This is a genomic window from Pseudomonas sp. H1_F01, from assembly GCF_054681425.1.
In genome coordinates this window covers 3,688,507-3,702,222 of the sequence record NZ_CP162823.1, presented here as the reverse complement: position 1 = coordinate 3,702,222, position 13,716 = coordinate 3,688,507, and the positions used below count along the sequence as shown (strand labels likewise).

Annotated in this window: 11 protein-coding genes; 4 read left to right on the top strand and 7 right to left on the bottom strand. The window is 62.8% G+C overall.

Features of this window, described 5'->3' with window-relative positions:
* Positions 1-756 precede the first annotated feature (756 nt).
* From AB4O09_RS16925 to AB4O09_RS16915, 3 genes are read right to left on the bottom strand one after another with little or no spacing between them, the layout of a single operon-like run.
* Positions 757-2,064 (bottom strand): CitMHS family transporter, encoded by a 1,308-nt coding sequence (locus AB4O09_RS16925; protein WP_003201465.1) that lies wholly within the window; start codon positions 2,062-2,064, stop codon positions 757-759.
* 52 nt (positions 2,065-2,116) lie between these two features.
* Positions 2,117-2,440 (bottom strand): AtuA-related protein, encoded by a 324-nt coding sequence (locus tag AB4O09_RS16920; RefSeq protein ID WP_003201468.1) that lies wholly within the window; start codon positions 2,438-2,440, stop codon positions 2,117-2,119.
* Positions 2,440-3,789, bottom strand: a complete 1,350-nt coding sequence (locus AB4O09_RS16915) for an acyclic terpene utilization AtuA family protein (RefSeq protein WP_013693257.1) — start codon at positions 3,787-3,789, stop codon at positions 2,440-2,442. Before AB4O09_RS16915 ends, AB4O09_RS16920 begins: the two co-directional genes overlap by 1 nt.
* 100 nt (positions 3,790-3,889) lie before the next feature.
* Here AB4O09_RS16915 and AB4O09_RS16910 point away from each other — a divergent pair, with 100 nt between their 5' ends.
* A complete protein-coding gene (locus tag AB4O09_RS16910; protein ID WP_003201473.1) occupies positions 3,890-4,774 on the top strand; it encodes a LysR family transcriptional regulator in 885 nt (294 codons plus the stop codon).
* A gap of 133 nt (positions 4,775-4,907) precedes the next feature.
* Here AB4O09_RS16910 and AB4O09_RS16905 read toward each other — a convergent pair whose 3' ends face one another.
* The 3 genes from AB4O09_RS16905 to AB4O09_RS16895 all read right to left on the bottom strand — a co-directional run bounded on the left by AB4O09_RS16905 (position 4,908) and on the right by AB4O09_RS16895 (position 8,199).
* Entirely contained in the window at positions 4,908-5,759 is an 852-nt protein-coding gene (locus AB4O09_RS16905) for a CAP domain-containing protein (RefSeq protein WP_013693258.1), read from the bottom strand.
* 194 nt (positions 5,760-5,953) lie between these two features.
* Positions 5,954-6,727 (bottom strand): L-iditol 2-dehydrogenase, encoded by a 774-nt coding sequence (locus AB4O09_RS16900; protein WP_033028109.1) that lies wholly within the window; start codon positions 6,725-6,727, stop codon positions 5,954-5,956.
* A gap of 158 nt (positions 6,728-6,885) precedes the next feature.
* The gene (locus AB4O09_RS16895) at positions 6,886-8,199 is read right to left on the bottom strand and encodes an ABC transporter substrate-binding protein (RefSeq protein WP_013693260.1); all 1,314 of its coding nucleotides are present in this window, start codon (positions 8,197-8,199) and stop codon (positions 6,886-6,888) included.
* A gap of 273 nt (positions 8,200-8,472) precedes the next feature.
* Here AB4O09_RS16895 and AB4O09_RS16890 point away from each other — a divergent pair, with 273 nt between their 5' ends.
* Both AB4O09_RS16890 and AB4O09_RS16885 read left to right on the top strand, forming a co-directional pair.
* The gene (locus AB4O09_RS16890; RefSeq protein ID WP_003201480.1) at positions 8,473-9,375 is read left to right on the top strand and encodes a helix-turn-helix domain-containing protein; all 903 of its coding nucleotides are present in this window, start codon (positions 8,473-8,475) and stop codon (positions 9,373-9,375) included.
* 11 nt (positions 9,376-9,386) lie between these two features.
* Positions 9,387-10,016, top strand: a complete 630-nt coding sequence (locus AB4O09_RS16885; protein ID WP_038859610.1) for a hypothetical protein — start codon at positions 9,387-9,389, stop codon at positions 10,014-10,016.
* A 151-nt stretch (positions 10,017-10,167) separates the two neighbouring features.
* Here the strand turns inward: AB4O09_RS16885 and AB4O09_RS16880 are convergent, their stop codons facing one another.
* A complete protein-coding gene (locus tag AB4O09_RS16880; RefSeq protein WP_027911730.1) occupies positions 10,168-11,943 on the bottom strand; it encodes a sigma-54-dependent Fis family transcriptional regulator in 1,776 nt (591 codons plus the stop codon).
* 284 nt (positions 11,944-12,227) lie between these two features.
* Between AB4O09_RS16880 and AB4O09_RS16875 the strand changes: the two genes are divergently transcribed.
* The gene (locus AB4O09_RS16875; RefSeq protein WP_003201487.1) at positions 12,228-13,700 is read left to right on the top strand and encodes a benzaldehyde dehydrogenase; all 1,473 of its coding nucleotides are present in this window, start codon (positions 12,228-12,230) and stop codon (positions 13,698-13,700) included.
* Positions 13,701-13,716 lie beyond the last annotated feature (16 nt).

Genomic DNA, 13,716 nt, shown 5'->3' with positions numbered 1-13,716 from the left:
GCGGTAACGGCGGCTTAGGGTTCCGCCCTTACGGCGGGTCACTTTTGAGAAGCCCGGAAGCCGGCCCAGTCAAAAGTAACCAAAACGCTTCAGCCCCACCACTTGGCACCTCGCCTAGGCTCGGTGTGCCCTCACTCCGGCATTGCTCCGTGGGCCCGCCGCGAAGGGCCATCCATGGCCCAGCGCGGCTATCCCGGCATCCATGCCGGGATGCCCACTCCACAATGCCTGCGTTCGGCCATCGTGGTTAACGGGGCGCCCGAGATCAACGTCCTCCCCGAGGCGGCCTAACAGCCGACCTGGTTCTGGGTGATCGCGTTTCTCCTGTGGGAACTTCTCCTGTGGGAGCGAGCTTGCTCGCGATTGCAATTCATCATTCAATTCAAATATTGACTGACACACTGCTATCGCGAGCAAGATCGCTCCCACAATAAGATCGGGTACGGCCGGAGAGATAGGCCGGCTGCCAGGCCGCCTCGCGAGCAAGCTTTGCTCCCACGGAGCAATGCCGGAGTGAGGGCACACCGAGCCTAGGCGAGGTGCCAAGTGGTGGGGCAGAAGCGCTTTGGTTACTTTTGACTGGGCCGGCTTCCGGGCTTTTCGAAAGTGACCCGCCGTCAGGGCGGAACCCTAAGCCGCCACGACCGCAACAACGGATATACACACCGCCCCCAAGGACAATCGCCTCCAAACGCTTGAGGCAGCAGTGCCTGGCCCTCATCAAACGCATCCGTCAGCACCGCATTCACCGCCTGCTCAAACCTGTACCGCTCCAGTCATCACGGCGAAGCCGAGCATCACCAGGCTGACGCCCCAGGCCCAGAAGAACGTATAGGCGATGTGCTTGCGAAGCTCTACGCCGGACAACGCCAGCGCGAGGTACACGCTGGGCACCACCGGGCTGATGGAGAATCCAGTGTTCTCACCGATCAGCATGGCCCGGGCCACGGCCTCGAGGGGGACACCCGCGGCAGCGGCCACGTCCCTGATCACCGGCAGCAGGGCGAAATAGTAGGCGTCCGGTGAGAAGATCATCCCCAGGGGGACGCCGAAGAAACCGACGATCACATGCAGGTATTGGGCAGAACCGGCTGGCATGATATCGATCAGTGCCAATGCCATGCCGTCGGACATCTTCGCGCCGGAGAGCACGCCCAACAGGACGGCGGCGGCCATCATCACCAGGACCATTTGCAGCGCATCGGCCGCATGGGCCTTGAGGCGTTCGGCCTGGGCGTCCAGGGACGGGAAGTTCAAGGGCAGGGCGATGCCCAATCCCACCATGAAACACGCATACAAGGGAAAAATGCCGGTGAACAGGCACGCCAGGATCCCACCGGTCAGCGCCACGTTCAGCCAGTAACGCAGCTCCCGGGGGGAGAGGGCGAATTCACGGTCCTGGGGTTGCAGGCTGTCCATGTCACAGGTTGCAGCCGCTCCCAGCGACATCGGTTGGCGACGCTGGGCGCGCAAGCCCAACACTGTCGCGACAACGAGCATGCACGTCAGGCCCACCATCTGCACCGGCAGCAAGCCTAGCCACAGTTGGGTGGCATCCAGCCCCGACACTGCGGCAGCGCGTGCGGTCGTTCCGCCCCAAGGGACCATATTGATCACGCCGGCCGTGGTGCCAACCAGGCACAGCAACATCGCCGGGCTCATGTTCAGGCGCTTATACAAGGGCAGCAGGGCCGGGATGGTCAGCAAGAACGTGGCGGCGCCGACGCCGTCGAGATGGACCACTGACGTCACCAAAACCGTCACCAGTGCCACGGCCAGCGGCTTGCCGCCTGTGCTGCGGATCAGCAGGTTGACCAATGGATCGAACAAGCCCCGGTCACGCATGATGCCGAAAAACAGGATGGCAAACAGAAACAGTGCTGCGGTCGGGGCCACCGTGATCAGGCCGGCCTTGATGAATTCGCCGATCTGGCCGAGATTGAAGCCGGCCAGCAGGCAAACGATCACGGGAAGGGTAGTGAACGCCACCACCGGACTGATCCTGCGCAGCAATATCAATCCGATGATGGCGAGCATCATCAGGAAACCCAGGGTTGTAATCATGTTGCAGCCTCTCTTTTTTATTGTTGTCGAAGGTTCGCGGGCGGTGAGTCGATCAGCCTTGCGGTCCGGGCAGGCGCAAGGCCAGAAGCAGGTAACTCAGGCTCTTGCCATGGCGATCCAGACCGCAACTGCGATTCACACCGCCCTCCAGGGCGTCCTCGAGCACGAAATTCAGTGCATTCAGGTTCGGCAGTTCATAGCGATGCACCTTGGAGGGTTGTCGCGTCGCGAATTGCTCGGCCACTCGGGCGCAGGTCAATTCCCGTAGCAGCCACGGATAGTGGGCCGGATCGTGGGGAAACAGGGCGATGCTGAGAATGTTGCCCTTGTCGCCAGCACGGGCATGGGCATAGTCGGCGAGGGTGACCAGGTTCATCAGTACCACTCCAGGGTTGTATGGATTTCATCTCGCGGCAGCAGGAAACTGCGGGTGGTAACGGTCTCGGCGAGGTGTCGCCGGACGCCACCGCCGCCCGCCGGCCCGTTGGTGTAGAGCGACTCGACCTCTGCCAGCAGGGCCTCCACCAGCCGTCGGTCGGTGTGAGTCAGGCCGATGCGCACGCGCACATCCTCCAGGGCGGGCGCCTGGGTCAGTTGCTGTTGCAGATATCGACCGCCCTGGTCGTTGAAGAGGCTGGCGACCCCGGACAGGTCGATCCAGGGCTGGACCCCGGGTGCCAATTGGTCGAAGCGCTGCAGCAGGATTTCCCGCGCCAGCGCGGCACGCGCCACGGCGCCGGGGCCCGCGTAGGATATTTCCGCCTCGCCGAACCAGAGGCCGCGCACACCCGCCAGACCCTTGAGCGTGTCGGGACGCGGGTGACCCAGCAGGCCACTGATTTCAACACGGTCATCACCCAAGTCCTGTACACGGGCCTGGCCCAGGTCCAGCACCACGTCCGGCGTCAGATAGCGTCGAGGGTCGTGTACTTCGTAAAGGAGTTGTTCCTTGACGGTCTGTTCGCTGACCCGTCCGCCGCAGTTGCGGGTTTTGCCGATGATCAGGCGGCCATCCTGATGGATCTCAGCAATGGGGCAGCCGAGATTGGCCGGGTCCGGAACGTCTTTCATCCCAGGATGAGCAAAATAGCCGCCGGTGACCTGGGTGCAGCACTCCAGCAGATGGCCTGCGGTGGTGGCGACGGCCATTTTCTGCCAATCGTCAGCCGACCAACCCAACCCATGGCGGATCGCCCCCACGGCCAGCGACGGATCCGCGACCCGGCCACACAGCACGATGCCAGCGCCCTCGGCCAACGCCTGGGCGATACCGTCGGCTCCGGTATAGACGTTCACCGACACGGGGTGCTCCAAGGGCTCCGAGGACAGCCACCGTTCGTAACGGGGCGGTGTTTCTTCCAACAGGTCATCACCCAGCACACAGGCGATTTTCAGTGCAGGGAAGCGGCCCGCCAGCGTCTGGCGCAACCGTTGCGCGGCCGCCCTGGGATTGGCGGCGCCGCCATTGGTGATGATCGGGATGCCGGCCTCGATGCACACGTCCAGCATGGGCTCGAGGAAATCGAACAGACGCGCGGAGTATCCCGCCTGCGGGTCCAGGCGCTTGCGTAGCTGCGCCTCGGCCAGGGTCCGTTCAGCCAGCAGTTCCAGCATGATGTAGCGCTTGCCGCTGCGTTGTGCCAGGTCCTGTGCCAGGCGCAGGGCGGCGTCGGGTCGATCATTGGCGAAACCGGCACCGCAGCCGACGAGAATTGTTTTTGTCATGTCGCTTTCCACTGAGGGGTGGCCCCATAGTGGAGAGACTGGATTATTCTGTGAATTTTAAAGATAGAATCAATTGATTCATTAATTTTATGAGTGGGTCATGAACGTTTCTTTTCGTCAGCTTCGTGCCTTCATCCTTATTGCCGAGACTTCGAGCTTTACCCGCACGGCCGAACAGTTGCACCTGTCCCAGCCGGCGCTGAGCTATAGCATCCGCAAATTGGAAGAGAGCATGGGGCTGCAGTTGCTCGCGCGTAATACCCGCAGCGTCGAGCTGACTCCGGCCGGTGAGCATTTTCTACCCCAGGCCCGGCGCATGCTCCGGGACATGAACGACGCCGTGCGCGATGCTCGTGACACTCTGAGCCTGAGCCGTGGCACGCTCCGGCTGGCGGCCTTGCCCACCGCTGCGGCGTCATTCCTGCCCATTGCCATTGCTTCTTTCCAGCATGAAAACCCCGGCGTGACGGTGAGTTTGTTAGACGGCCGCGCCGGGGAAGTCATGGGCTGGGTGCAGCGAGGAGAGGTGGACGCCGGCATCAGTTCGTTGCCTGACGATCTGTCCGGACTGAGCTTTGTGCGCCTGTTGGATGACAACCTGGTGTTGCTGAGCCAAAAGGACCCGCAGCGTGACGGCCAGGACGACTGGAAGCGGCAACCCTATATTGCCCTCACGCCTGACACCAGCATCCGGCCCCTGGCTGACGCTGCGTTGCGCTATTTGAACGTTGACCCTGTGCCGGCCTGGGAAGTGGCGCACATGAGCACGGCCACGGCCCTGGTGCGCGAAGGATTGGGATTTTCTCTGTTGCCGGCCAGTTGCACGGCGGTGTTCAACATCGGTGAGCAGTGTGCTGTCACCGCCATCGACCAGCCGGCGAAGCGCTCGATCGGCCTGTTGCAGCGCAAGCCGGTGGCCCAATCACCTTCATTGAGCCAGTTCATGCAGCATTTGCGACAGGTGCTGCTCAGCCACGGACACTGAGGTTGATCGAGCAATGGCTATCGCGAGCAAGCTCGCTCCCACATTGGCTGGTGGTGGAACTTGATTGCACGGCCACCACAACGCCCCCTGTGGGCGCGAGCTTGCTCGCGAAAGCGCTGGCCCGGCCACCGCGCTATTGAGTGCCAAACATCGCCGTCCAATAGATCCCTGCATCGCTTTTCGGATCGGTCGCATACCCGGCGCCCAATTCGCGGAACTGTGGGTTCATCAGGTTGGCGCAGTGCCCCGGGCTGGCCAGCCAGCCGTCCACCACCTTGAGCGCGGTGTCCTGTCCGGCGGCGATGTTCTCGCCGATCAACTGGCCCAGATAGCCGGCCAATTCGGCGCGGTCGCCCGGCATGCGGTTGTCGCGGTCCTTGTGGTCGAAGAAATTGTTGTTGGCCATGGCCCGGGTGTGGGTCACGGCGGCCAGGGCCAAGGTGGCGTTCCAGGCCAGCGGCGTTGTGGCGGCGAAGGTTTCGGTGCCGCAGCGACGTGGCTGGGTGCGGGCACTGTTGATCAGCTTCAGCAGCTTCTGGCCCTCGGCTTGCCAGTCACCCAGGCGCGCCGACAACAGTGGGCGCGCCAGCACGATGCGCCATTCGCGGTCCAGGCGGCTGACGCCGATGTCGACGAACTGCGGGTCGAGTACTACCTGGCAGAAGCTTTCCTGGACGGCTTTCATGGCCGATTGCGCATCGCGCGGCCCGGACAGGCTGATGGCCTGCACGTTGACCATTGGATAGGCCGCCCGCGCCAGCGCCTGCTGCAGGTCGCCGATGCCATTGGCCGACAGGATCAGCCGGGAATCCATCGCCAGCGGTGGCAACTCCAGCGAGGCCTGGCCGGCACAGCTTTGGGACTGGCTGCGGTAAAGGTTGATGGACTCGACCAGTTGCGTCTCTTCGGTGGCCGTGGCACTGGCGGCGAAAACCAGGCCCAGCGACAGCACGACAAGACCCATGACGGATGAAATGGCACGCATGTAAATCTCCCTTGAGCGGACGGCGCCTATGATGCGCAATTTTTGCCCCGCTGGGGCAACGGTATTCACGCTCTTTTGAAATCCCTTGGAACGGCACAGTTGGGTAGCGTTCGGGATAATCCTCAAATAGTGGGATCAACTTTCAGGCGAATAAGTCCATTTCCGTCGTTTCAAGGCCATAAAATCGCAGATTATCAGCTCATCCAGTTCCCCCCATCGACGTTATAGGTCTGCGCCACCACGTACTCGCTTTCCGCCGAGGCGAGGAAAATCGCCATCCCGGTGAGGTCCTCCGCAGTCCCCATCCGGCCATAGGGCACCTGTTGCCCGACCTGGCGCTTCTTTTCCCCCAGGGGCAGGTTTTCGTGGCGGGCGAACAGCGCATCCACGCCATCCCAATGCTCGCCATCCACCACGCCGGGGGCGATGGCGTTGACGTTGATCCGATGCTTGATCAGATCCAGTCCGGCGGACTGGGTCAGGCTGATCACCGCTGCCTTGGTGGCGCAATAGACACCGACCAGCGCTTCGCCACGCCGACCGGCCTGGCTGGCCATGTTGATGATCCGGCCGCCATGGCCCTGGCGGATCATCTGCCGCGCCGCCGCCTGCAGGGTGAACAGCGTGCCGGCGACGTTGATGGAAAACAGCCGCTCGTAGCTCTGGCGGGTGATTTCCACGATGGGTGCCAGGTCGAACAGCGCGGCGTTGTTGATCAGGATATCCAGCTTGCCCACCTGGGCCACCACGGCCTCGATGGCCTGATCGATCGAAGCCTGGTCCGTCACGTCCATTTTGACCGCGTAGGCACTATCACCCAGTTCGGCGGCGGTAGCCTGGGCCCGCTCCAGGTCGATATCGGCGATCGCCACTGTGGCGCCCTCGTAGATATAGGCCTGGGCGAACGTCCTGCCGATGCCACGGGCGGCACCGGTCACCAGGGCACTTTTTCCTTCCAGTCGTTTCATGGGGTTGTCCTTTTCGAAGTACAAAAAAAAACTGTGGGAGCAAGGCTTGCCCGCGATGAAGCAAATGCGGTCTCTCAGAAATCGAGGTGCCTGTATCGCGAGCAAGCTTTGCTCCCACAGCGGGGCAAACCTTCTAGCCTCGGGGCGGGTACCAATCGTTATTTCTTGGGATACCCGGCCCGCTTCATCTCCCGCTCGGTACTCGATTGCGCCGAGGCCAATGCCTGTTCCACCGTGATCTGCCCGGTGAGGGCGGCGGTAAACAGCTTGCCGACGGAAGTGCCGATGGCCTGGAACTCTGGAATCGTCACGTACTGGATGCCCACGTACGGCACCGGTTCGGCGGTGGGGTGGGCCGGGTCGGCGTTCTGCATCATTTTCAAGGTGATCCGGGCGAACGGAGCGGCGTTCAGGTAGGCGTCGCTGTAGGTGGACATGCGCGTGCCGGGCGGAACATTGCTGATGCCGTCCTGCCTGGCGACCAACTGGATGTAGTCCTTGGACGTGGCCCAGGCCACGAACGCCTTGGCGGCGTCCTTGTGCCGGGAGCTGGTGGGAATCGCCAGTGACCAGGCATACAACCAGGAAGCACCTTTATGGGTCACTTCGATGGGGGCGGCAGCGAAACCCACACGGTCGGCGACCTTGCTTTGGCTGGTGTCGGTGATGAAGGAGCCCGCGACGCTGGCATCGACCCAGATCGCACATTTACCGCTGTTGAACAGCGCCAGGGTTTCGTTGAACCCGTTGCTGGTCAGGCCCGGCGGGCCGTACTTCTTCAGCGTATCGACGTAGAACTGCGCGGCGGCCTTCCATTGCGGGCTGTCGAACTGCGGTTTCCATTGTTCATCGAACCAACGGGCGCCGAAGGTGTTGGCCAGGGTGCTGAGCAGCGCCATGTTCTCGCCCCAACCGGCCTTGCCCCGCAGACACAGGCCGTACTGGCCCTGGTCAGGTTGGTGCAACTTGGCAGCGAATTCACCGAGCTGGCTCCAGGTCGGTTGCTCGGGCATGCTCAGGCCGGCCTGTTTGAACAGGTCCGTGCGGTAATAGGTGACGGTGCTTTCGCCGTAAAAGGGCAGGGCGTAAAGCGTGTCATTGACCGAGAGGCCTTGGCGAACGGCAGGAAAAATGTCCTCCAGGTCATACTCTGCGGGCAGGTTGGTCATCGGTTCGAGCCAGTGCTTGGCCCCCCACAGCGGGGTTTCGTAGGTGCCGATGGTCAGCACGTCGAACTGCCCGCCCTGGGTTGCGATGTCAGTGGTCAGGCGCTGGCGCAGGACATTCTCTTCGAGTACCACCCAGTTCAACTTGATGTCCGGGTGCTCGCTCTCGAAGGTTTTCGAGAGTTTTTGCATGCGGATCATGTCGGCGTTGTTCACCGTGGCGATGGTGAGGGTCTCGGCGGCCTGTCCGGCCAGGGCAAAAGACAATCCCGCGAACATGACAAGCACCTTGGGCACTGTTTTCATGAGCTTCTCCAGAGCTGCGCCTGGGCGCAGAATTATTATTGTTGTGGGGGCCGTGGCGTCGGGCTGAGCGGTTCGTCGCCAATGGCAAGCCGATTACAGCAGCGCCTGTGGAGGCCGACAAACGCAGGGAGGATCGTGCGCTGATACTTTTTTAACGCCCTTGAGCGCGACAGGGCCGGGTTAAAAAAGTATCAGTGGGCGGTCAGACCGAGGCTGGCGAACCGCTGCGCACTCGGCGTAAGGTGCCCGCTATAACGATAAAAGAGGCGCGACATGCCTGATCACCGAACGCCGCTGTTCGAGCAGCGACCAGCCGAACTGGAAGTCATCCTGCCTGAGCCCGAACACAGTTTTCGCTGGTACGAGCATGACTACCCGTACCCGATGGCGCGTTGGAACCATCACCCTGAATTTGAAATCCACCTGATCCGCCAGGGCAGCGGCAAACTGCTGGCGGGCGACTACATCGGCCCGTTTGGCCCAGGCCATGTGGCGATGATTGGCCCGGACTTGCCCCACGACTGGATGGGCGATCTGGCGCCGGGCGAGCACCTGCCTGGGCGTGACGTGGTCTTGCAATTCGACGGTGCCACGCTGCTGACCTTGCGCCGAACCCTGCCCGAACTGGGCGATCTGCAGGGCCTGTTCGAACGCGCCCGCCGTGGCCTGACCTTCGACGGCAACACCGCGCGGCGGGCCGCGCACCTGCTGGAAGCCATCGGCCCGGCCCAGGGACTGGCGCGGTTGGCGCTGTTCCTGGAACTGCTGCACACCCTCAACCAAGCCCCTGGCGACGAGGCCTTGAGCCTGGCGAGCCCTTGCTACGCGCCGACCCTCGATGCGCGCAGCTCCGAGCGCATCCATAGAGCCTTCGAATACCTGCAAGCCGAACTCACTGGCGACCTGCGCCTGTCGGTGATCGCTCGTCAATTGGACATGAGCGAGCCGGGCTTCTCACGGTTCTTCAAGCGCATCACCGGGCACGGCTTCATTGACCTGATGCGCAAGCTGCGGGTCCAGCGCGCCTGTCGCTTGCTGTTGCAGAGCGAAATGCCCGTGACCGATATCTGTTTTGAAGTGGGCTACAACAACTTGTCCAACTTCAACCGGCACTTTCGGATAGAGATGAACCAGACCCCCAGCGAGTACCGGCGGGGCGCTTTTCCCCTCGCTTGATGGAGACTGTCATGTTGCGCATCGTGGAACAGCAAGCCAGCGCATCCCTGCGCCAGCGGATGGAAAAGGCCGGTTGTGCCTTCGATTTCCTGGTGCTTGTGCCCGAGGCGAGTGATGCCGCTGATGAGGTGCTTCATCGTCAGGCTGTGGACCTGTTGTTCCAGCACCTCAAGGCTCAATGGCTGGAGCGTCATCGCCAACTGACTCTGGACCCGCGCTATACCGAGGCTGCGCCCCCCACCATGGATTGGGATTTGAGCAAGGCCGTCGCCAAGCCGCTGAACCGGGACGAACGGGCTCGACTCATGCGGATCGACCAAGATGATCAGCACACTTATGCCTTGTACGCGGCCTTCTGCGACCCGCCCTATGGCACCCGTTTCAGCGACGACACCCCGCAGGCGCTGTTCAGCGAATGGCTCGACCTGCTTGGGCTCGAGGACGGTACCGATGGGGTGGTGTTGAGCTGGGTCGATAACTTCAACCTCAACTGGACGGCCAGCGACGAGTACGATCCGGCACGGGCCCCCTGGAGCGATTATTTCGACGATGGCCTGGAGTGGTGGGGCGTCTGGTGCCTGAGCATCTGGAACCCCAAGCGCCGAACGCTTGCCGTACTGGCGGCGAGCACGACGGATTGAGTTGCAGAGCTTGCAGCTCCGCAGAAACCAATGTGGGAGCGAGCTTGCTCGCGATGGCGTCAGCCCAGCCAGCATCAATGTCAGCTGACCCACCGCCATCGCGAGCAAGCTCGCTCCCACAGGGGAATTATGGTGATCCCAGGTTCGGGGTTTAGTCCGGGACTCCTCGTTGATGCTTCTTCAACCGATAGGCGAACTGTGCCCGGCTCAGTCCCAATGAGCGTGCGGCCGCTGCCAGGTTGCCGCTGCTCAGTTGCAGGGCTTCGTTGATCAGCCGTGATTCCAGGCCGTCAATGGAGAAGTCCGAGTCCAGTTGGCTGAGGGACTGGAGCAGGGCCGGTTTTTCCGCGGCGTCGTTGGCGGCCAGGCCCATCGGTGAGAGACCGCCGTGCAGGTCCACGGAATACGCATCCACCGGCAGTTGTTCATTGCGAAACAGATGGACCAGGTCAATCGCCTGGCCTTCTTCGCTGGCGATCAGGCCGCGCTCGATGAGGTTCTGCAATTCCCGCACGTTGCCCGGGAAGTCATAGCGCAACAGCACCTTCAAGGCACGCATGGTCAGGCCCATCGGGGTGCGGCCGTACTCCTGGCAAAAGCGCTTGAGGAAAGCATTGATCAGCAACGGGATGTCATCGCGACGCTCGCGCAAGGGAGGCAGGGCGATGGGGTAGACGTTGAGCCGGTAGAATAGGTCTTCACGGAACGCGCCTTCCGCCACGGCCTTGCGCAGGTCGATGTTGGTGGCCGCCACGACCCGCACATCGACCTTGATGCCGTGGCCACCACCGATCCGTTCGATCTCCCGCTCCTGCAAGGCGCGTAGCAACTTGCTTTGCCCGGCCAGGCTCAGGCAGGTGATCTCATCCAGAAACAACGTGCCGCCATGGGCTCGCTCGAAACGACCGGGGCGTGAATGAGTGGCCCCGGTATAGGCACCGCGTTCGACGCCAAACAGTTCGGCCTCGATCAGGTTGTCGGGGATGGCCGCGCAGTTGAGGGCGATGAACGGACCATCGCGTCGGCGACTAAGTTGGTGCAGCTGGCGGGCGAACATCTCCTTGCCGACGCCGGATTCGCCGCTGACCAGCACGGTGGCGGGGGTCAAGGCCACCCGTTGCAAGGCTTGGGTCGCGGCGTTGAAGGCGGCGCTGGCACCGATCAGCGGCTGTTCGCTGTCCGGCAGCGGGGCGGTGCCGGCAACACTGTCGGACTGGCTGTCGGTGCGCGCGACGACCGCTGGCGGTGAGGCGTTGAGGTAATTGAGGTCCTGCTCGACATCGCCCCATTGCTCGGCGGTCTTGCCGACGACTCGGCAGCGTTCGTGCCCCATGCCTCGGCATTCCACTTCGCGGAAGATCACCAGTTGCCCGAACAGCCCGCTGACGAAACCGATGGCGTAGCCCAGTTCGGTCCAGCACACCGGATCCTGCCCGGTGCCATAGGCGGCGACATGCTCGTCGGCCTCACAGGAGTGATGCCAGAGAAATTCCCCTTCATAGAACCCCGAATCGGCGTCGAACTTGAAATGCAGCGGCTCGACCTTGGTCATGCCTTCAAGGGTGTGCAGATGCGTGCCTGCACGAAACACCGCCGCGGCATCGGCGTGGGGCCAGCGTTCGCGAATCAGCCGGGCGTCCCGGGCGCCGGAGGAATAGCCGGTGCGGGTGAGCATGCCACGGGCCTGTTCCAGCCCCTGGCGTTCGATGATTTCCCGGCGCAACGCCCCGAAGGATGAACTGTGCAGCAGCAACATGCGCTGGTCGTTGAGCCAGATACGGCCATCGTCGGGGGAGAAAAACAGACACGCGGTGAGTTCTGCCGTCGTAGGCGAACTGCTGTCGGTCAGCTCGTTGCTGTCACCCCGTGGACGGAAGTGCTCGGTGGCGATCCGGTGATCCGGCAACTGGCAGTGGGGATTATTCATTGTTATGCCCCTGATGGCGGGTGATCGAAATGATCATCTGGCGAGATAGTTATTAAGCATAACTTTATCAAATGAACAAGCGGCAGCTGGCCAACGGCCACGTCGGCAGGTGCGTCATCAGTCCTGCACTCGATGCAGACCATTGATCCAGAGCCCTGCGCCAGGTTTATCAAGGTCTGCGGGCAAAACCGGCACAGCGCTTGCTCAAGCACTAGCACGGCGTTTGCGTCGATACCTTCCAGGTGCGGCAAACGATGACAACAACAAAGAGCCGGGAGTGTTAAATGTCTGCATCCAAAAGCCACCTGTTGTCCCAGGTGATCGAGTCGGAATGTGTCTTCAACGGTGACTGGGTGCCTGCGTCGGGTCTGCTGCAATGGATCATTGAACCGGCCACCGGTGAGCGGTTGATGCGCTGTGCCACGGCCGACTCCGCCGACATCGCCAAGGCCAGTCGCGACGCAGCCCTGGCGCAGCCGGGGTGGGCGGCGCTGGGCCCGCGGCAACGCGCGGCGATCTTCCGCAAGGCCGCCGACGTGGCCGAGCAGTCCTTCGAAGAACTGGCGCTGTACGTGGCTCGGGAGACCGGCGCCGCGCTGTTCAAGGGCCAACACGAAGTACGCGAAGCCATCGTGCTGTTGCATCAGGCCGCCGGCCTGCTGTCCCAGGCCCATGGGGTGGTCCTGCCCAGCGAGGCGGGGCGCCTGTCCTATGCGCGACGCCAGCCCCATGGCGTGGTCGGGGTGATTTCGCCCTTCAACTTTCCCCTGGTGTTGTCCATGCGCTCCGTTGCGCCTGCCCTGGCGGCGGGCAATGCGGTGGTGCTCAAGCCGGATCCACAGACCCCGGTGAGCGGCGGTTTCCTTATCGCCCGGTTGTTCGAGGTAGCGGGGCTGCCCAAGGGCTTGCTGCAAGTGTTGCCCGGTGCGGCGGATGCCGGTGAGGCGCTGTGCCGCGACCCTAACGTGCGCATGATCGCGTTTACCGGTTCCACCGGCGCCGGTCGCAAGGTCGCGGAAGTGGCCGGGCGCAACCTGAAGAAGGTTGCGCTGGAGTTGGGTGGCAAGAACCCGCTGATCATTCTTGAAGACGCCGATCTCGACCTCGCCGCTCGCAACGCGGCCTGGGGCGCCTGGCTGCATCAAGGGCAGATTTGCATGGCCACCGGGTTGATCCTCGCCCATGAATCCATCGCCGAAGAACTGACCCGCAAACTGGTGGAAAAGGCCCGGGCCTTGACCGTCGGTAACGCCGCCCAGGGCGAAGCCGCGTTGGGGCCGCTGATCAATCAGCGCCAACTGAAACGGGTGCACGACATCGTCAGCGACTCCGTGCGTGCCGGCGCCCGGCTGGAGGCAGGCGGCGAGCACGATCGACTGTTTTACCAGGCCACCGTGCTCAGCGGCGTGAAACCGGGCATGCGGGCCTTCGACGAGGAGGTCTTCGGGCCCGTGGCAACGGTGGTCAGCTTCGCCACCGATGATGAAGCCGTCGAGTTGGCCAACCGCACCGAGTACGGTTTGGCGGCGGCGATCATTTCTCCGTCGGTAGGCCGGGCCATGGCCATCGGTGAGCGGTTGCAGTGCGGCATGTTGCACATCAATGACCAGACCGTCGCCGATGAGTGCATCAACCCGTTCGGCGGGCGCGGCGCCTCGGGCAATGGCGGCAGCGTCGGCGGCCCGGCGGACTGGGACGAATACACGCAATGGCAGTGGGTGACGGTCAAGGACCAGGCGCCGGTCTACCCCTTCTGACAGGCAGGTTTACAGG